Source organism: Photobacterium ganghwense, from assembly GCF_003025595.1.
In the GTDB taxonomy this organism is placed as follows: Bacteria; Pseudomonadota; Gammaproteobacteria; order Enterobacterales; family Vibrionaceae; genus Photobacterium; species Photobacterium ganghwense.
In genome coordinates, this window is record NZ_PYMI01000003.1 from 167,368 (window position 1) to 185,857 (window position 18,490).

Consider the following 18,490-nt stretch of genomic DNA (forward strand, 5'->3'; position numbering starts at 1 on the left):
ATCTATGCAGTTCTTCACGCATGAGTACGTTTAAACTGACTCAGCATAAAGAGCCCTGCCGCTGCGACAACCACAGACGGGCCAGCTGGCGTATCGTAGTGCCATGACATGGCCAGACCCAGTATGACAGCGACCGTGCCTAAACCTGAGGCGATGGCCGCCATGGCTTCCGGGCTTCGGGCAAAGCGGCGTGCGGTTGCCGCAGGGATAATCAGCAGAGAAGTGATGATCAATGCGCCGACAAACTTCATTGCCACCGCGATAACCAAGCCGATCATCAGCATCAGCAGCAGACGCATCAGCTCTACATTAACACCTTCCACCTGAGCCAGTTCTTCATTAATGGTCATGGACAGCAGTGGGCGCCACAGTACAACCAGCATCGCAATAACGACAATTCCCCCACCGTAAATCCACAGCAGATCCTGTGTTGTTACCGCCAGTAAATCGCCGAACAGGTACGACATCAGGTCGATGCGGACATGGTCCAGAAAACTGACAGCCACCAAGCCCAGAGATAACGCACTGTGAGCCAGAATACCCAGCAAGGTATCAGTAGCGACATATTTCTGCTTCTGCAGGCTCACCAGAATGACGGCCAGTGACAGACAGCAGATGATCAGTGCCAGATTAAGGTTAATGTTGAACAGGAACCCCAATGCGATTCCCAGCAGCGAGGCATGAGATAAGGTATCGCCAAAATAGGCCATTTTTCGCCATACAACGAACGACCCCAGCGGACCGGCTAAAAGGGCGATGCCAATGCCGGCAATCAAAGCGGGAAGCAAAAACTCAAGCATTGTGTTTCTCTTGATTCTTAGGGTGTTCGTGAGTGTGATGATCGTGTTGGCAAGGGCCTACCGGACTGCCGGATAAATCATGGTCGTGATTATGATGATGCTGGTACAACGCCAGTTGTTCGCTCTGCTGGCGGCCAAACAGGGCGACATATGAAGGGTGCGTGGTAATCGCCTCCGGCTCTCCGGAGCAGCAGACATGGTGATGAAGACAAATAACGTGATCCGTTTTTGCCATCACCAGATGCAGATCATGGGACACCATCAGAATGGCGCAGTTCAGCCGATCGCGCAGTGACTGGATCAGGCTGTAAAGTTCCAGTTGGCCGTTGACGTCAACGCCCTGAACCGGTTCATCAAGAACCAGCAGATCCGGCTTTTGCAGCAGGGCGCGGGCCAGCAGGACGCGCTGCATTTCGCCACCTGAGAGTGCATGCATACTACTGTGATGCAGGTGCTGGCCGCCGACCATATCCAGGGCCTCAATACGCTCCTGTTCACGGTAGCGTCCTGCCAGACGAAGAAAACGATCCACCGTCAGTGGCAGGGCGGTATTGAGAGCCAGTTTTTGCGGAACATAGCCGATGCGCAGCCCGCGGGAGCGGATAACGTTACCTGAGGTCGGCTTGCGCAGACCGGTGATGACTTTGACAAGGGTCGACTTGCCGGCACCGTTAGGGCCGATAAGGGTAGTGATTTGGCCGCGCTCAAGTCTGACAGAGACCTGATCCAAGACATGGCGTCCTTCAAACGCTACTGTCACTGCCTGTAATTCAACTAAGGTTGCCATTATTTCGTTGCTTAAGATATTTGCCAAAGTGAGATGTTATAATATAACATCTGTGCCGGTTGTTGTAATCAAGAATTATTCAGGGAACAAAGTATGCGTCGACTCCTTCTTTCATGTAGCTCACTGGGCTTACTGTTTTCTTCTCATTTGCACGCTGCTGATCTGAACGTGGTCACAACCGTGAAGCCACTAAACCTGATTGTGCAGGAGCTGACTCACGGCGTGGCGTCCAGTGAAAGTCTGCTTCCTGCGGGCAGCTCTCCCCATGATTATGCGCTGAAGCCGTCAGATGCGAAAAAAATTCAACAGGCTGATCTGGTGATTTGGGCCGGACCAGAGCTGGAAATGTTTCTGACAAAAATGCTTAAGGATAATCCTCGTGCACTGGCGCTAACCGCTCAGGAAGGCATTGACTTCCGCTACTATGGCGAAGACAGTCATGCTGACCATGCTGACCATGCTGACCATGCTGACCATGCTGACCATGCTGACCATGCTGACCATGCTGACCATGCTGACCATGCTGACCATGCTGACCATGCTGACCATGCTGACCATGCTGACCATCACGGGCACAGCCATGACGGCATTGATCCGCATCTGTGGCTGGGGCCAAAACAGTCTCTACAGGCGGCAAAAGTGATTACTGCTAAGCTGATTGATCTTGATCCATTGCATAAACAACAGTATGAAGCTAACCTTTCCAGGTTTACTTCCGAGGTCAATAACACAATTCAGGCGCTTGAGCAGGAGCTGCAGCCGCTCTCAAGTCGAGGCTATTTCGTCTTTCACGATGGCTACGGGTATTTTGAAGATCAATTTGGTCTGAATAAGCTGGGTCATTTTACGGTTGAACCGGACCGCCGTCCAGGCGCAAAAACGCTGGTGTCAATTCGTCACTCACTGAAAGAAGCGCAGGCGAAATGCGTGTTCAGTGAGCCTCAGTTCTCGCCTGCTGTGGTGAACAGTGTTATTAACGGCACGGAAGTAAGCGTTGGCACCCTGGATCCGATGGCAACAGAGATTGCTGAAGAGCAGGGTGGATACGTCCAGTTTTTGCGCCATTTGGGGCAGAGTTTTACCAAGTGTCTTAAATAATAATGAAAGCAAAAGTAAAGGTTGCAACGGAAGCCCTTTCCCGGCTGCCGCGTCAGCACCGAATTGCGCTACTTACGACCTCATGTTTGATGGCGGCTGTCATTTTGTGGCAGCCCGCTGGGGTTCATGTCGATCACTCGTCGGTTTCCGGCCGCAAAGATATCTTGCTGCCGCTGGATGATATCGAAGTGCTGTCAGAGCAGAACAGTGAACCGCTTGGTGCGGTTATTGACCCGCAGGATCCTGAATTCCAGGTTGAGAAAGATGAGCTGGAACAACAACTGGATGAAGTGGTTGAAACGGCACACAGCCATAATGTTGCCTCCGGTGACAATCTGGGCTCCATCTTTAACCAATATGCGTTGCCGATTGCGGATATGTACAAGATGATCGGGGTGAACAAAGCCATCGAACGTCTTGGCGTTGGCCAAAGCCTGACCTGGACTTTGAATGATGATGGCCAGGTCAGTGAGTTTGCGATTAAGCGAAATGCCAAAGAAACGGATCGGTATACTTTGGTTGGCAAGCAATACCGTTTTCAGACCATTGAGGAAAAAGGGGAGATTAAACCCGTTTTCCTGACCGGTCGTATCTCGGGCAGTTTCTATAATTCTGCATTGGCGGCCGGGCTGTCGCCTAACCAGATTCAGACTCTGGTACAGGCGATGCAATGGCGGTTTGATCTGGGGCGTGAGAGCCAAAAAGGGGATCGCTTTGCGGTCACCGTTGATCGTGAATTTATTGATGGAACTGCGGTGAACCGTGGTGATATTCGCTCGTTATACTACCTGTCCGGCAACCGTGAAGTGTTTGTGATGCGTCATAGTGACGGGCAGTTTTATGATGTGGAAGGCCACAGCCTGAATCGGGCGTTACGGCGTTTTCCGTTGGCGAAGCGCTACCGGATCAGCTCCTCATTCAATCCTAACCGTAAACACCCGGTAACCGGACGTATTTCTCCGCATAACGGGACGGATTTCGCCACACCAGTCGGTACGCCGGTGCTGGCATCTGGTGATGGGGTTGTAGTAAAGGCGCAGAAACACCCGTTAGCCGGTAACTTTGTCGTTATTAAGCATGGCCGGGAATATATGACCCGCTATCTGCACTTGCACCGCATTTTGGTGAAAGTCGGCGATAAGGTCACCATGGGGCAGCGTATCGCGCTGAGTGGCAATACCGGGCGCTCAACCGGGCCACACTTGCATTATGAACTGATCAAGAAGAACCGACCGGTTAATGCAATGAAAGTCCCATTGCCTCAGGCGGCGCCGGTTCCGTCTGCGGAACGTAAGCAATTCCTGCAACAGGCTCGTCAGGAACGTGACAAGCTCAAGGAAGTTGTGCCCGGGTAATGAAGGAATCTCCTCATTGGGAATCACTAAACGGTTTTCTGATACAGGTCTAAAAAAACGCACTTCGGTGCGTTTTTTTATGCATTTAACCTCATTTTATAAATGCCAGCTTATCTAAATACTCTGGATATTGCATAATGAGTCCAACTTTTATGACAAGGGTGAGGGCTTTTTACCACAGACTATGATTAGGCGGATTTTGCTTTTTTGGTGTTTTTTGTTAGCGGTTTGGTTTGGAACTGCCAACAGTTATGCGTCTGATTATTTGTTTTATCCGCTACCAAGCCAGGATCCGAGTAGTGTGGTGGTAGCAAAAAAAGTGCTCAATGGCAGTCAGAGTGGTCTGTGGCTGATAGATATCACCCAGGCGCTTTATTACTATGACGGCAGAAGCCTGAAACCGGCCAAAGACAGACAGGGTAATGCCATTACTGGGGTTACCGATGCGGCCTTATTGGCCGACAAACTCTGGTTGGTTAAAGAGGGCAGTGCCTATTACTATGAACCTTCGACGGCAAAACTCTCTAAGCTGAATCTCAGCCAGATCCCGGTGGAAGCTGTGGCGACCACTTCAAAAAACGTCTGGTTTGCCAACCGACGAGGCTTGTACCAGCTCTCCGAACCCCAAACGCCTCCTGCTTTTACCCCCTTCGCCCACCCGCTGCGGCTGACTGGTATACATGTCGCTGGTGACGCATTGTATGTTGCTGCCCAGCAAGGTGTGTATGAATATGCTGACAGCCTTCGTCCTGCGACATTGTTGATGCCGGAGCAAACAGTCACCGCCGTTTTTATGGATGATGATAAGCAGTTATGGTTTGGCACTTACGAGGGGTTATTTAAAGGACGTGACGGTAAGCCGGTGACCTTGCCGAGTGAGGAAAGGCGCCAGAGTACGACAGCGGTTACCGCTATTAGCCAGACTCAGCAAGGTCTGTGGGTGGGCACAAAGCAGGGGCTGTATCTGCTGGATCGCAGCAAGCTGACTGCCCGTCGCTATACCGCCTCGGTCCAGGAAGATTTTATGCTGCCGGGAAACCGAATTCTGAATTTGCATCGGGATCCGCTCGGCGCGCTCTGGATTGCCACTGATCGGGGGATTCGCTTTTTGCCTCAGGCGGCGGGGCTGGTGAAGCGGCTGCGGCTGGGTGATGGCAAGGGGTTGCTGCCGGCAACGGAGGTCAACGATATTGCTTTCACCAGTGACGGGAGTTACTGGCTGGCTACGGACAATGGCCTGATTGAAGTCTCACTGTTTTTTGATATTTTACGCCACCATAAAGGGCTGGGAGCGGTTCAGAAGCTTGACAGCTATCGTCATAATTTGTGGCTGCTGACAGCCTCTGGCGTGTATCAATACTCCAGGTTGCGGCATCACTGGTTGCCGCTGGCCCTGCCGCCGGGGCTAAACCATGAGAGCCTAACCACTCTGATGGTGGATCATTACGGCTCGCTGTGGCTGGCCGCCGGTTCACGACTTTATCGTTACTGGCCGGATTCTGCCGAGTGGATGGAATTCGGCGAGCACTGGCTTAAAGACCCGTTAGGGCAGGAGAAAATTACGTCGCTGTATGCAGACAGTGAACATCAAATCTGGGTGGGGACGGATTACGGGTTGTATCAGTTTGAATCTGGTCATCTGTATCTGGTGTCAGACACGGAAAAGCTGGGCGGGGTAAGGGACATCTACGAAGACCGCCTGGGGCAGCTTTGGGTGGCTAATCGTTACGGGCTGCAATATTCACAAACCCTGACACCGCTGGCTTTACAGCTGGTGCCGATAGTGGGATCTCGCGCATATCCTTATTGTGTGGTGGGGGACAGTAACGGGGTCTGGGTCTCATCCAGTCAGGGACTGTCTCACCTCTCTTTTGAAGCGCAGTTGATCCGGCACCTATCGCAGTCTGACGGTGTGCTGCCACAAGAGTTTTCCGCACCGGTTTGCCTGCGATCATCGGCGGGTAATTTGTTGTTTGCGACCCGTGAGGGATTGCTGACATTTACACCAAATACCTTGCTGGCGCACGAGCAGTTACCGGAGCAACTGACACTGAGTGAGGTTCGAGCCGATAACCAGTTGTACCAGATGGGCGGAACCAGCGATGAGCCGCTGCAGTTACCTTATGGTGCCGCGATCAGTTTTGAATTCACGATCACCCCCTGGCAGCAGCAGACCAATTTCTTCTACCGGATTCGTTCTGAAGACGGAGAGGACTCCGCGTGGCAGTCTGTTTCGAGTCCTAACGTCTTTTTGGATCACCTGTCACCAGGACATTTCGTGCTGGAAGCCTCATTGTCTTCACCGGAATCCGCCTTGGGGGGCCACAAGGTTTTGAGACTGGACTTTGATGTTGAACGGCCATGGTATCTGTCGACAGGTATCACGCTACTGGTAATGGCTGGCGTAGTGTCTTTGGTGGCAGCAGCCCTCTATTGGCGAAATGTGCTTAATAACCAGCAGAATATGCAGCTTAAGCAGGCTGTTTTTAAGAAAACGGCCCGTATTGAGCTGCAGAAAAAACAAATCAATGCCAGCAATATGCAGTTGCAGCGGATACTGGAAGTTCGGCAGAACATGATGGCACAACTGTCACATGAACTACGGACACCGCTTAGTCTGTCTCTCAGCCTGCTCGAAGGGGTAAAACCGCAGGGCAGCGAGCAAGGTAAGCTCGCGATTATCGAAAAAAATCTAGCTCATGCCTTGCACGTGGCTGAGCAGTTGCTGTCGAAAGATGCGCTGGCACTGGCAGAGCCGGATAAGCTGTGTGAGCAATGGGTCAGCCCTGTGGTACAGGCGAGCTGCATGAGCTGGCAGGTTGAGGCCGAGAAAAAACAGATAGCCCTTTGTCTGGAGGATGAATCCGCCGGATGCAGTGTGTTTCTTGCCCCATACCATTTGGAAATCATTCTGGGGAATTTGCTGTCTAATGCGCTGAAGTACACTGATCGTAACGGTGGCATTACGGTAACTGTCAAAGAAAGGCAGCAACAGCTGGTGATTTCGGTCAGTGACACCGGCAAAGGCATGAGCGCCGAAACCAAAGCACATTTGTTTGAAAGCTATTATCAGGAAGAGCCGGTATTCAGCCCGGAAGCCGGATTCGGTCTGGGGCTCAGCACAGTGAAACAGCTGGTGGAGAGGTATCAGGGGGATATCTCGGTGATCAGCTACCAGGGCGTGGGCAGCGAATTTATTGTACGTTTACCGCTCTATCATTCAGCAGCACAACATGCCGAACCGGAAATGGCGTCGGAAGCTGAGACTTGTGCTGCGCAGGCACCAGCCACCAGTAAACCCGCCGTGTTGCTGGCGTGCGCAGAAACACCGATGATTGCCTGGTGGCAGTCCCTGTTGAGTGAAGAGTATCGGGTGACTTGCGTCAGAGATGGTTATGAAGCGTTGATCGCTATGCTGGAAAATACCCCGGATCTATTAGTTGCTTCTGCGACGTTGCCCGGTTTGGCAGGAGTGCCGCTGCTGCAGCGGTTGGCTGAAGAGTTGCCCGATGGGTATGAGCCCCGTATTTTGCTGGTTGATGACAGTGGTAGCCTTGATAGCACGGATATCCTGCTTTCCGGTTGGGCACATGAGCTGATCACATGGCCGGCGGATAACCGGGATGTCAGAGCACGCCTGAATAAATTGATGCATCCCAAGGAGGATAGCTCAACGGACGATAAGGCCGTCCCTACGCCCGATCAGCTGTGGTGTGATAATGTCCGGGTTCTTATCGCGACCCATTATCATGACCCTCAGTTCAGTACCTCTATCGCAGCCAAGGCCTTGTTCTTATCGGAACGAAGCCTGCAACGTAAATTCAGACAGAAGTTTGGTCTCGCCTTCAAAGACTATGTTACGCAGTACCGGATTGAGCAGGCAATGAGCCACCTAGAGCAGGGGGAGCCCCTCAGTGAGGTTGCCCGGTCATGCGGTTTTCAGGATGTCGAGGTCTTCATCGCCCGGTTCAGAGCGGCAACAGGCCGTGAACCCGAAGAGATTTTGGCTGATTGCCCAGTATAGCTGATGATAGCGGCTTACTAAGAGAACAGCCTTCTTACTAAGCTTGCCAAGAGAGTTGCTTGCCAAGTGAGCCGCTTTCCAAGTGAGGATCGCCAAATGAACGGTAGGGGTAAGGATACAGTGGTAATTACGGCTTATCTGTACTCATTCAGATCTGATATGACAGTTACCCTCTGTTCGACTCGGTGCCTGTCTGATTCTATATGGGCTAGATTCTTTTCGCCCACATTGATTTCCCATCTTCTAATGTTGCTCTTGCCTGTTTAACCCCGTCTTTTATTTTCAACCGTTGTGGGATGACCCGTTTACGGAGCCGTTCATCTCAGAATGGCTCCAGCCCGGTATGGAAAAACACGGTTTATTTTCTTATCTAGCGTCTACTTGGCGATATTTCTATCAGTGAAATCAAAGCTGCAATCAATGAACCCATAAATGGAAAGGGTTTATTGATTTAAAACAAAGCCAAATGTGTTTCAATCTGTAACATTGATAAAAATGAATGAAAATTATTACCATTTAAGGTGTTGGTTATATGAAACTGTCAGAACTTTCCTGTGGCAGTGAAGGTATCGTGACCGGGATGTCCGGCCTTTCCGCAGCAACCCGAAAGAAATTAATGGTGATGGGCGTATTGCCGAATACGCCAGTCGCTGTTGTACGTGTTGCCCCTCTGGGTGACCCGATTCAGATTCGCGTCCGTGGTGTGGATATCGCGCTGCGTAAGCAGCTGGCTGAAGATATCGAGGTAGAGGTCAAATAATGCAATACAACATTCTCACTGTCGGCAATCCAAACAGCGGTAAAACAACCTTATTTAATGGCCTGACGGGCGCTCGTCAGCAGGTGGGTAACTGGGCGGGTGTGACGGTTGAAAAGAAAACCGGCCGCTACGAGTGTGCCGGTGACAGTTTTGCCCTGACGGACTTGCCGGGGATTTACAACCTGGACAGTGCCAACGATGCCAACAGTCTTGATGAAGCCATTGCTTCTCGGGCGATTCTGACCACACCTGCCGATGTGATCATCAACGTGGTTGATGCATCCTGCCTGGAGCGCAGTCTGTATATGACATTGCAGCTTCGCGAACTTGGCCGTCCCATGGTTGTGGTGCTGAATAAAATGGATGTGCTGGCTCGCCAGCGTCAGGTACTGGATGTCAAAGGGCTGGAAAAAGCGCTTGGCTGCCCGGTGATTTGCCTGTCGGCGAACAACCTTAAACAAGTCAATGAGTTTAAGGTGAAGCTGCACAAGATGCTGGCGCAGGGCATTGCTGTGAGCGACTTCTGTCTGGATTACGGGACGCGTTTCGAGCAGGCAGTGATTGAGATTGAGTCGCTGTTTGACGGCCAGCAGTTGAAACCACGAGCGCAAGCTATCCGGGTGATGGAAAACGATACCCTGGTAATTAATAGACTGGATGACGAATCAAAGAACGCTGCGTGTAATGCCCGTAACCGATTGATGGTGGATCTGGATCCTGATATTCAGGTGGCGGATACCCGTTACAGTTATCTGCATAATGTTTGTCAGAAGGTGCGTCGCCAGGAAGGAAAACTGAGCCACAGCCTGAGTGATAAAATTGATCGGGTTCTGCTGCATCGCGCCTTCGGTATTCCGTTCTTCTTCATCGTGATGTACCTGATGTTTATGTTCTCCATCAACATTGGTAGTGCATTCATTGATTTCTTTGATATCAGCGTCGGCGCGTTGCTGGTGGACGGCGGCCACTACCTGCTGGACGGTCACCTGCCGGTTTGGCTGGTGACCGTGATTGCGGATGGTCTGGGCGGCGGTATTCAGACCGTGGCGACCTTCATTCCGGTGATTGCCTGTCTGTATCTGTTCCTGGCTGTACTGGAGAGTTCCGGTTACATGGCGCGGGCTGCCTTTGTTCTGGATAAGGTGATGCAGAAAGTTGGCCTGCCGGGGAAAGCGTTTGTTCCTCTGGTGCTGGGCTTTGGTTGTAATGTGCCGGCTATCATGGCGACCCGTACGCTGGAGCAGGAGCGTGAACGTAAGCTGGCTGCGGCGATGGCACCGTTTATGTCTTGTGGAGCACGCTTGCCAGTTTATGCACTGTTTGCCGCCGCTTTTTTCCCTGAAAGTGGCCAGAACGTTGTGTTTGCCCTTTATTTGCTGGGGATTGCCGCTGCCGTACTGACGGGGCTGGTATTGCGTCATACCATTTATCCGGGAAGCAGTGATAGCTTCATTATGGAAATGCCGGACTACGAGCTGCCAACCATGCGCAATGTTGGGATCAAAACCTGGCAGAAGCTGAAGAAATTCGTCATGGGGGCCGGTAAGACCATTGTGGTTGTCGTGGCAGTCTTGAGCTTCTTCAACTCGCTGGGTACTGACGGTACGTTTGGCAATGAAGACTCGGCCAACTCTGTGCTGTCTAAGGCGGCGCAGGTTGTGACTCCGGTTCTGGCCCCGATCGGTATTCAGGAAGACAACTGGCCGGCAACCGTGGGTATTATCACTGGTATTTTTGCCAAAGAGGCGGTGGTCGGCACCCTGAATAATCTGTATGCCCCATCACAGTCTGGTGAGGAGGCTGACTATTATTTGCTGGGAAGTCTGCATGAGGCAGTCGCGTCTATTCCGGCGAACCTGGCTGACCTGAGCTACAGCGATCCGTTGGGGATTACGGTGGGTGAGTTGGAAGATCAGGCGGTGGCTGCGGAAGAGCAGGAAGTCGATTCCTCGATCTTTGGCAATATTCAGGCGCACTTTACCGGCGCAGCCGGTGCGATGGCGTATTTGATTTTCATTCTGATGTATACCCCTTGTGCCGCGGCAATGGGTGCGTATGTACGTGAATTCGGCCAGAAATTTGCGCTGTTTATCGCCAGTTGGACCATGCTGATGGCCTACACGTTTGCCGGTATTTACTTCCAGTTGGCAACGTTTACAGATCATCCGATGGCCAGTGCATTGTGGATAGCGTTCTTTGTGATACTGAACACGGCCTTGCTGGTGTGGTTTAAGCGTCAGGGGCGCAAGCAGGCAGATGAACAGGTGTTGGCCGTATGATTTTGCATCAGCTTAAAGCGTACATCGAGCAACACGGGCGTAGCAGTCGTAAAGCAATGGCATCGCACTTTGCGATGTCAGAAGATGGCGTTGATGCCATGCTGGAAGTCTGGGTGCGAAAAGGCAAGCTGGGGCGTGAACTGGTAGGCTGTGACAGCCGCCAGTGCTGTCAGGGAGCCAGTGACGTCTGGTATCGTTGCCTGGCCGAACAAGAGCTTTCTGTAACTGTGGTGAGAAATTAACGCCAATTCGTCCTGTTACATACGGGATTAGTATTTACAGCGCGTCACTGACAAGAAAGGCAACCTTCGGGTTGCCTTTTTCAGTTTACTATTCCAGCTTGTTTGTTCTGGTTTCTTTTCTTTGGTGTTTCTGTTCTAGCTACGCTGCTTCAGTCGCTTTGTTTCGGATTCCCGGTAAGCTAGTGAACGTCGGCCGGAGAGTTAACTCGTGACTGGGTTAAAGCGCCGCGGCAACAAAACCGTCCAGTTCAGCCATCAGGGCCTGAAGCTCTTCCGCCAGAGCCTGCTGAACGGCCTCGGAACGCTGAGTGCCGTCCGTGTTTCCCCAAACTGGTCCTGGCCAGGCGATATCTTCTTTAAATCGCGCAATATGGTGAAGATGCAGCTGAGGCACCAGATTGCCCAACGCACCGACGTTAATTTTGTCGGCCTGAAATTGGGTCTCCAGTAAACCGGCAACAGCACTGGACTCACGCATCAGCTGGAATTGTTCTTCCTGCGGCAGGTGATGAATTTCTCTGAGCTCTGCTTTACGAGGCACTAAGATGACCCATGGCCCCAGAGCTTCTTTCGACAGGAGCACCCGGCACAGAGGGAAATCACCCAGTACTGTGGTATCTGCTTCGAGTCTCGGATGAAGTGAAAACTGCATTTCTGTATTCCTTAATTGTATTGCTCAGCTCACAGGCTGGGAGTTTTGCCACAGCCTATTGCGCTGGCTGAGGTAGGATAGAGGCAGAAGAAAAAATTATGATGCCAGTAAGATAGTGGCTATCAATCAGTGAGGCAATGATTGATAGCTGATAAACCTCGGTATTCATTCAGGGAATAGCGCAAAATTTCAGGTGGAAGGCGTTTTATTGTCTCCATCATCAAGGGGGAACCATGGTGGCAGAGTATCAAGAAGTATTGGATTTCTGGTTCGGTGAAGTGGGCGAGGAAATGACCGTTGAGGACCACTCTCAGCTTTGGTTCGGTGGCAGCCCTGAGACCGATGTGCTGATCACAAACCGTTTTCGGGATACGGTGAGCCGCGCTGGGCTCGGCGAGCTCAGTCACTGGTCGAAAGAGCCGCAGGGAACGCTGGCGCTGATTGTTTTGCTCGATCAGTTTACCCGCAATATTTACCGCGGGCTGGGCGCGGCTTTTCGCTATGACTCCTTGGCGCTGGCGCTGTGCAAGCGAGGTCTGGCCCAGAATCAGGATCTTGAATTGACACCGATTGAGCGGGTCTTTTTTTACCTGCCGCTTGAGCATTCGGAGGTTATGGAAGATCAGGAAGAGGCCGTATTTCGGTACGATCGGTTACGCCAGTCGGTGACACCGGCACATTCCCGGAAATTTGATGAGTTCTACCAGTATGCACTCAGTCATTATGAGGTGATAAAGCGCTTTGGCCGCTTCCCTCATCGTAATTCTGTTTATGGTCGCCTTTCCACTCAGGAGGAGCTGGATTGGTTGCACAAAGGCGGGCAGCGATTCGGACAGTAAGATACCCGGATTTCAATAAATTTATGTGATATAGAAAATTGCCCGGTTAAACCGGGCAATTTTTATTGTTCAAGACCTTAAGTAATCGGTTCAAGGCTTCAAGCAATCGGTAAGACCCGATTCCGTCCCAGTTGTTTGGCCTGATTGAGATATCGATCGGCGCGGGTGATGACCTGAACCGGACTCTCGTTTTTTTCGCTGCAGGCCAGCCCCATGGAAGCTGTGATTGGCTTCATTCGCTCACGAGACTTTTTATCCTGCAATGAAATACGCTCAATGGCTTTGCGCACGATCTCAGCCTGTTGGCGGGCTGCAGACAGTGACTGGTCGGCTAGCAGTACCACAAATTCCTCCCCGCCGTAACGGTAGGCAGTTGCGCCGTCCTGACAGCTGACTTTGAGCTGGCTGGCAACCAGCTTCAGAACCTGATCGCCCAACTGATGGCCGTAGTTATCGTTAAACGATTTGAAGTGGTCAATATCCAGCAGGATCAGGCTGAAAGGAACCTGTTTCTGACTAATGCTTTCTATGTCGCGGTCAAAGGCTCGACGGTTGTACAGCCCGGTTAAGGCGTCTTCGTTCGCCTCCTGCTGGCTTTTATTCAGCGCGGCGCGCAGGCTGGCGATCTCTTTTTGGGCAGAGTCGAGCTGGCCTTTGAAGTTACCTGCTGATTGGCGCAGATGGCGCGATTCTTTCAGCAGACCCTTCACCAAGTTCGTTGTTTCTTCGAGGGACAGCCCGTCATTTTCCGCTTGCTCCAGCTTATCGAAGGTATGTTCGAGGACATCCTCAAAGTCAGTCGTACTGCTCAGGGTGTCGGCCATGCTGTGCGACAGCTCCTGCATCATCGCGGTCAGGCTAAGTTTGATTTGCTGGACATCGCGGTCTGTTTCGCTGGCAAGGTAGGCCTGATAAAGCTCATCACAAAGGGTGGGGGTACAATGCCCCTGCTCGGCCAGGCTCTGGTCCAGTGCGGCATTCAGTGCCGGGTTTTGCTGGGAGGTATAGGTATACCAGAGTGCATAGTTGGTAGGAGTCGTTGGGACCTTGTGTTTTATCATCAAAGGCACTGTTTTTTTGAGTGTCTCTGTTGATTTCACAAAGCTGTCGTTACGCATAACCTTTATCCATGTTCAGCAGCGAGGAGGCGAGGGGATTATCCCCGTCAACATCCGGAAGGTGGATATCCATGTAAATGATACAGAAATAAAAAGCCTTCTAAGGATACCTTAGAAGGCTCAATAATATTAGCGAATTAGCACGTTATCGGTGCGACGAATTGTTACATGCGATCCAGGGTTTCGATACCCAGTAGGTCCAGACCTTGCTTGATGGTCTTGGCGGTCAGCAGAGCCAGCTTCAAGCGGCTTTGCTTAACAGCTTCTTCAGCGTTCAGGATTGGGCATGCTTCGTAGAAGCTTGAGAACAGGCCTGCCAGCTCGAACAGGTATGCACACATTACGTGTGGGTGACCTTCACGGGCAACAGTTTGTACGGCTTCCTCGAATTGCAGCAGTTTAGACAGCAGCGCTTGCTCTTTCTCGTCGGTGATCATAACTGGGTGAGTCAGGTCAGACTGCTCAACGTTGGCACGCTTGAAGATAGACGCTACACGGGTGTAAGCATACTGCATGTATGGCGCGGTGTTACCTTCAAACGCCAGCATGTTATCCCAGTCGAAGATGTAGTCGGTAGTACGGTGCTTAGACAGGTCAGCGTACTTCACGGCAGCCATCGCTACTGTTTTCGCGATGTTTGCTTTTTCTTCTGCATCCAGTTCCGGGTTCTTCGCTTCGATCAGCTTAGTCGCACGCTCTTCTGCTTCATCCAGCAGATCAGCCAGACGTACCGTACCGCCAGCACGTGTCTTGAACGGACGACCGTCTTTGCCCAGCATCATACCGAATGCGTGGTGTTCAAGCGTCACATCTTCTGGCACGTAGCCAGCTTTGCGAACGATAGTCCATGCCTGCATTAGGTGCTGGTGCTGACGGGAATCGATAAAGTACAGCACGCGGTCTGCACCCAGAGTTTCGTAACGGTATTTAGCACATGCGATGTCAGTGGTGGTGTACAGGAAACCGCCGTCACGCTTCTGGATGATCACACCCATAGGTTCGCCGTCTTTGTTCTTGTACTCGTCCAGGAAAACAACCTGCGCGCCGTCATCTTCAACAGCCAGGCCTTTCTCTTTCAGGTCAGCCACGATGCCAGGCAGCATGTCGTTGTACATGGATTCACCCATGACATCATCACGCGTCAGTGATACGTTCAGGCGGTCATAGTTACGCTGGTTCTGAATCATGGTTACATCAACCAGCTTCTTCCACATCTCAGCGCAGTATTCGTCGCCACCTTGCAGTTTCACCACGTAGTTACGTGCACGCTCGGCAAAGTCAGCATCTTCGTCGTAAAGTTTCTTCGATTCACGGTAGAAGGCTTCCAGGTCTGACAGTTCCATGGACACTTCGCCAGATTCTTTCTGAACGCGCTCCAGGTTAGCAATCAGCATACCGAACTGAGTACCCCAGTCACCGATGTGGTTCGCACGGATGACTTTGTGGCCCAGGTGCTCAAGGGTACGTACAACCGCATCACCGATGATGGTTGAACGCAGGTGACCCACGTGCATCTCTTTGGCAACGTTTGGCGCAGAGTAGTCAACCACAATGGTTTTGGTCTCTTCTTTTGCCACACCCAGACGCTCGTCAGCCAGGGCTTTTTCAGCCTGCTCAGCCAGCCACTCTTTGCTTAGGAAGATGTTGATGAAGCCAGGACCGGCGATTTCAACTTTCTCGGCGATACCGTCCAGATCCAGTTGCTCAATGACTTTTTGTGCGAACTCGCGTGGGTTAGTACCCAGTTGCTTGGCAACGCCCATAACACCGTTAGCCTGGTAATCACCAAACTGGGCTTTCGCAGACTGACGGACTGCAGCAGGACTACCAGCTGGGGCACCAGCGGCTTCCAGCGCCTGAGAGACTTTGTCGTTAATTAGTGCTTGAATGTTCACACGCATATCCTTCAAATTCGTTTGGAACGCCAGGACTGACTGGCGAGGCAAAAGCGTCACCGTATTCAAGGAACTGACCGTCAAAAATAATCACGCCCAATGGGCTTAAAGATAGCACCTAGGGTTCAGTGGATAACGTGAGTATTTTTGACGGGGCCGCCTCTGATTGCTCGGAGAGGGGGAACATCTTGAATACGTTGCTTGCATTGCCCTAATAATACCCACAAATTTAGGTCATTTGGCAAGGTATAAAGGCTTCAGTATGCGAATTTTTTTTTACTTTGTCCGATGGGTGAAAATTATGCAGGAAGCAAGTCGCCACAAGGCCTTTACAGACTTGACGGGGCTGTTGTTTAAACCCAAAACTATGGATAATTATGCGTTGAACGGCTTGGCTCGAAAAATTGGAGAAAATACATGCAGAAGCTTGAACAAAAGGGGCTGCTTCCGGCTCAGATGCTGGCAGATTTACCGGCTTTCATTGCGCGGATAGAAGCGTTGGCTGCCGAATTGGGACTGGCTTTGTCTGAGTTTCAGGCTGATCACCTTGCTTTACGGGTCAATGACTGGGAAACGGCGGAAGTCCTGCATCAGGCATGGCTGGCTTATGGCGATGAATGGTCGAACAACCAGATTAATGGCCGCCCCATTATTGTGATTGGTTTCCATGAACCGATTAAAATCGGATGCTGGACCATTGAGGCGCTGGAGTTGCCGTATCCGGGTGACAAAGCATATCCGCAGGAAGGGTGGGAGCATGTGGAATTTGTGATTCCGTCTGATGCGGCCGATACCGATACTCTGAAGCTGGAGCTGGACGCAAGGTTCCCGTCCCTGGCAGCGCAGTGGGAAAATCTGACAGACAAAGGGATCAAAGTAAAAGCCAGTTCGCCATCTGGTGAGAAAGAACGTCTGGCGAACCCGACGTATGCTTTTAAGAAAGGCGGAGTCTGTATCAAACTCCACCCTTGTTCACTGAAAGCCGTGATTGACAGCGAAACTGACGTGTAAAGCTGCCTCTTACAGGATCACGGTACGGTTACCGTAGACAAAAACCCGGTCATCAATCACCAGCCCCAGGGCTTTGCTCAGTACCGATTTTTCGACATCCCGACCGGCACGTGACATATCGGTCGCGCTGAAGTTGTGATCGACCGGAATAACGTTCTGGGTGATGATTGGACCTTCATCGAGGTCATTGGTGACAAAGTGCGCCGTGGCCCCGATGATTTTGACGCCACGCTCAAAGGCTTGCTGATACGGCTTAGCACCAATAAACGCCGGCAGAAAGCTGTGGTGGATGTTAATGATTTTATGTGGAAACTGCGCCACGAAGTTGGGCGAGAGGATCCGCATATATTTTGCCAGTACCACGTAGTCGGGTGTGTATTGGTTAATGGCATTGAGCAGTTTCTGCTCGTGCTCTTCCCGGCTAAGCCCCTCATGACTGACATGGTGGAACGGAATATTGAATTTGGTCGTCAGATCGGCCAGATGGTCATAGTTACCGACAATGGCCGCAATCTCAATATCCAGTGTACCGTCGAAGGTCTTAACCAGAATATCCCCCAGGCAGTGCGCCTCTTTGGTAACCAGAATCACAACGCGTTTGCGGGCTGAGCTGATGAGTCGGCGATGGCTGCCGGCCGGCAGGGCACGATCCAAATCGTCAAGGAAGGTGCTGTCGTTGAAGTAGCCTTCCAGCTCGGTACGCATAAAGAACTGGTTATGAGCATGGTCCACAAATTCGTTGTTATGAACGATATTCAGCTGATGTTTGTAACAAATGTTCGTAATTTTACTGATCAGGCCGATGGCATCCGGGCAATCTGTCAGCAGTGTTTTCTTTTCCATGCTCTTCCTTGAACTAAACTGTAGTACGAGATCAATTGACCTTTCGGCGCGCCAGCGACGTGCGTACCGAAAGGTCAATGGTCTGGGTCTCTATTGATATTTACCTTGGATTGATTTTGGGGTCAAAACATAAATGTTGGGCAAAAGGATTTGGGGTATTCGTCGTGAGTGCAATACGAGGATAAACTATGTTTGTTCAACGCAAATTTTGTCTTAAATCACTCTGCCTGCTGGGACCATTGTTGGCCGGAACCGTGGCTGCGACTGTGTCTGCGGAAGAAGCAAAAGAACCAAGCCTGTATGACCGCCTTGGTGGGTTATCAGCCATTTCGGTTGTGGTGGATGATTTCATCAACGTCATGGTGGTCGATGACGTGCTGAATGCGAACCCGGCGATTGATGCCGCCCGCAAAAAAGTCCCGTCGCCGTACCTGAAATACCAGGTTACCTCTATGGTCTGCAAAGCCACAGGTGGGCCATGTGCTTATACCGGCCGCACCATGGAAGAAGCACACAGTCATTTGAACATCACCCTCGAAGAGTGGCAACGTATGGTTCAGTTGCTGCGGGAAACCTTCAATAAATATCAAATTCCTGAAAAAGAACAGGAAGACATGCTGGAAGTCGTGTATTCGACCAAAGCTGCCATTGTGAAATCGGCCGAGGGTTCGGATGACGCGAAATCGGAGTAACCGCGCACCTAAGCCCGGGAATCAGCCTGGGAATTAATGATGGTCGCCTGAGGGGAAAGTTGGCATAATGGGCAGTCAAGTTACTGTATAAATAA

At 51.4% G+C, this 18,490-nt stretch carries 15 protein-coding genes; 9 read left to right on the top strand and 6 right to left on the bottom strand.

Annotated elements, in window-relative coordinates; genetic code table 11:
- Positions 1–14: 14 nt before the first annotated feature.
- Complete coding sequence (gene znuB / locus C9I92_RS11265; protein WP_047887754.1) at positions 15–800, bottom strand: zinc ABC transporter permease subunit ZnuB; 786 nt, start codon at positions 798–800, stop codon at positions 15–17.
- Positions 793–1,587 (bottom strand): zinc ABC transporter ATP-binding protein ZnuC, encoded by a 795-nt coding sequence (gene znuC / locus C9I92_RS11270; RefSeq protein ID WP_047887753.1) that lies wholly within the window; start codon positions 1,585–1,587, stop codon positions 793–795. Before znuC ends, znuB begins: the two co-directional genes overlap by 8 nt.
- A gap of 93 nt (positions 1,588–1,680) precedes the next feature.
- On the opposite strand from znuC, the gene znuA reads away from it, so the two are divergent.
- The 6 genes from znuA (at position 1,681) to C9I92_RS11300 (ending at position 11,345) form a co-directional block, all read left to right on the top strand.
- On the top strand, positions 1,681–2,685 hold the full coding sequence (gene znuA / locus C9I92_RS11275; protein WP_107193853.1) for a zinc ABC transporter substrate-binding protein ZnuA: 1,005 nt from the start codon (positions 1,681–1,683) through the stop codon (positions 2,683–2,685).
- Positions 2,686–2,687: 2 nt separating this feature from the next.
- The gene (gene mepM, locus C9I92_RS11280; protein ID WP_047883227.1) at positions 2,688–4,040 is read left to right on the top strand and encodes a murein DD-endopeptidase MepM; all 1,353 of its coding nucleotides are present in this window, start codon (positions 2,688–2,690) and stop codon (positions 4,038–4,040) included.
- 301 nt (positions 4,041–4,341) lie between these two features.
- Positions 4,342–8,064 carry a two-component regulator propeller domain-containing protein gene (locus C9I92_RS11285; protein ID WP_047883228.1) on the top strand — a complete coding sequence of 1,241 codons (3,723 nt, stop codon included), beginning with the start codon at positions 4,342–4,344 and terminating at the stop codon, positions 8,062–8,064.
- 532 nt (positions 8,065–8,596) lie between these two features.
- Complete coding sequence (locus C9I92_RS11290; protein WP_047883229.1) at positions 8,597–8,824, top strand: FeoA family protein; 228 nt, start codon at positions 8,597–8,599, stop codon at positions 8,822–8,824.
- Complete coding sequence (feoB, locus tag C9I92_RS11295) at positions 8,824–11,103, top strand: Fe(2+) transporter permease subunit FeoB (protein WP_047883230.1); 2,280 nt, start codon at positions 8,824–8,826, stop codon at positions 11,101–11,103. The genes C9I92_RS11290 and feoB overlap by 1 nt, the downstream gene beginning before the upstream one ends.
- Entirely contained in the window at positions 11,100–11,345 is a 246-nt protein-coding gene (locus C9I92_RS11300) for a FeoC-like transcriptional regulator (protein WP_047883231.1), read from the top strand. Before feoB ends, C9I92_RS11300 begins: the two co-directional genes overlap by 4 nt.
- Before the next feature lie 217 nt (positions 11,346–11,562).
- On the opposite strand, the gene C9I92_RS11305 is transcribed toward C9I92_RS11300, so the two are convergent.
- Positions 11,563–11,997, bottom strand: coding sequence for an HIT domain-containing protein (locus C9I92_RS11305; RefSeq protein WP_047883232.1), 435 nt, complete (start codon positions 11,995–11,997; stop codon positions 11,563–11,565).
- A 233-nt stretch (positions 11,998–12,230) separates the two neighbouring features.
- On the opposite strand from C9I92_RS11305, the gene C9I92_RS11310 reads away from it, so the two are divergent.
- On the top strand, positions 12,231–12,836 hold the full coding sequence (locus C9I92_RS11310; protein WP_047883233.1) for a DUF924 family protein: 606 nt from the start codon (positions 12,231–12,233) through the stop codon (positions 12,834–12,836).
- A 98-nt stretch (positions 12,837–12,934) separates the two neighbouring features.
- Here C9I92_RS11310 and C9I92_RS11315 read toward each other — a convergent pair whose 3' ends face one another.
- Both C9I92_RS11315 and argS read right to left on the bottom strand, forming a co-directional pair.
- Positions 12,935–13,897, bottom strand: coding sequence for a GGDEF domain-containing protein (locus C9I92_RS11315; RefSeq protein ID WP_248827357.1), 963 nt, complete (start codon positions 13,895–13,897; stop codon positions 12,935–12,937).
- Between the two features lie 221 nt (positions 13,898–14,118).
- The gene (argS, locus tag C9I92_RS11320; RefSeq protein ID WP_047883596.1) at positions 14,119–15,849 is read right to left on the bottom strand and encodes an arginine--tRNA ligase; all 1,731 of its coding nucleotides are present in this window, start codon (positions 15,847–15,849) and stop codon (positions 14,119–14,121) included.
- A gap of 417 nt (positions 15,850–16,266) precedes the next feature.
- Between argS and C9I92_RS11325 the strand changes: the two genes are divergently transcribed.
- Positions 16,267–16,860, top strand: coding sequence for a VOC family protein (locus tag C9I92_RS11325; protein ID WP_047883235.1), 594 nt, complete (start codon positions 16,267–16,269; stop codon positions 16,858–16,860).
- Positions 16,861–16,869: 9 nt separating this feature from the next.
- Here C9I92_RS11325 and purU read toward each other — a convergent pair whose 3' ends face one another.
- On the bottom strand, positions 16,870–17,703 hold the full coding sequence (gene purU, locus C9I92_RS11330; protein WP_047883236.1) for a formyltetrahydrofolate deformylase: 834 nt from the start codon (positions 17,701–17,703) through the stop codon (positions 16,870–16,872).
- A gap of 188 nt (positions 17,704–17,891) precedes the next feature.
- Here purU and C9I92_RS11335 point away from each other — a divergent pair, with 188 nt between their 5' ends.
- The gene (locus C9I92_RS11335) at positions 17,892–18,395 is read left to right on the top strand and encodes a group I truncated hemoglobin (RefSeq protein ID WP_053061691.1); all 504 of its coding nucleotides are present in this window, start codon (positions 17,892–17,894) and stop codon (positions 18,393–18,395) included.
- Positions 18,396–18,490: the final 95 nt, after the last annotated feature.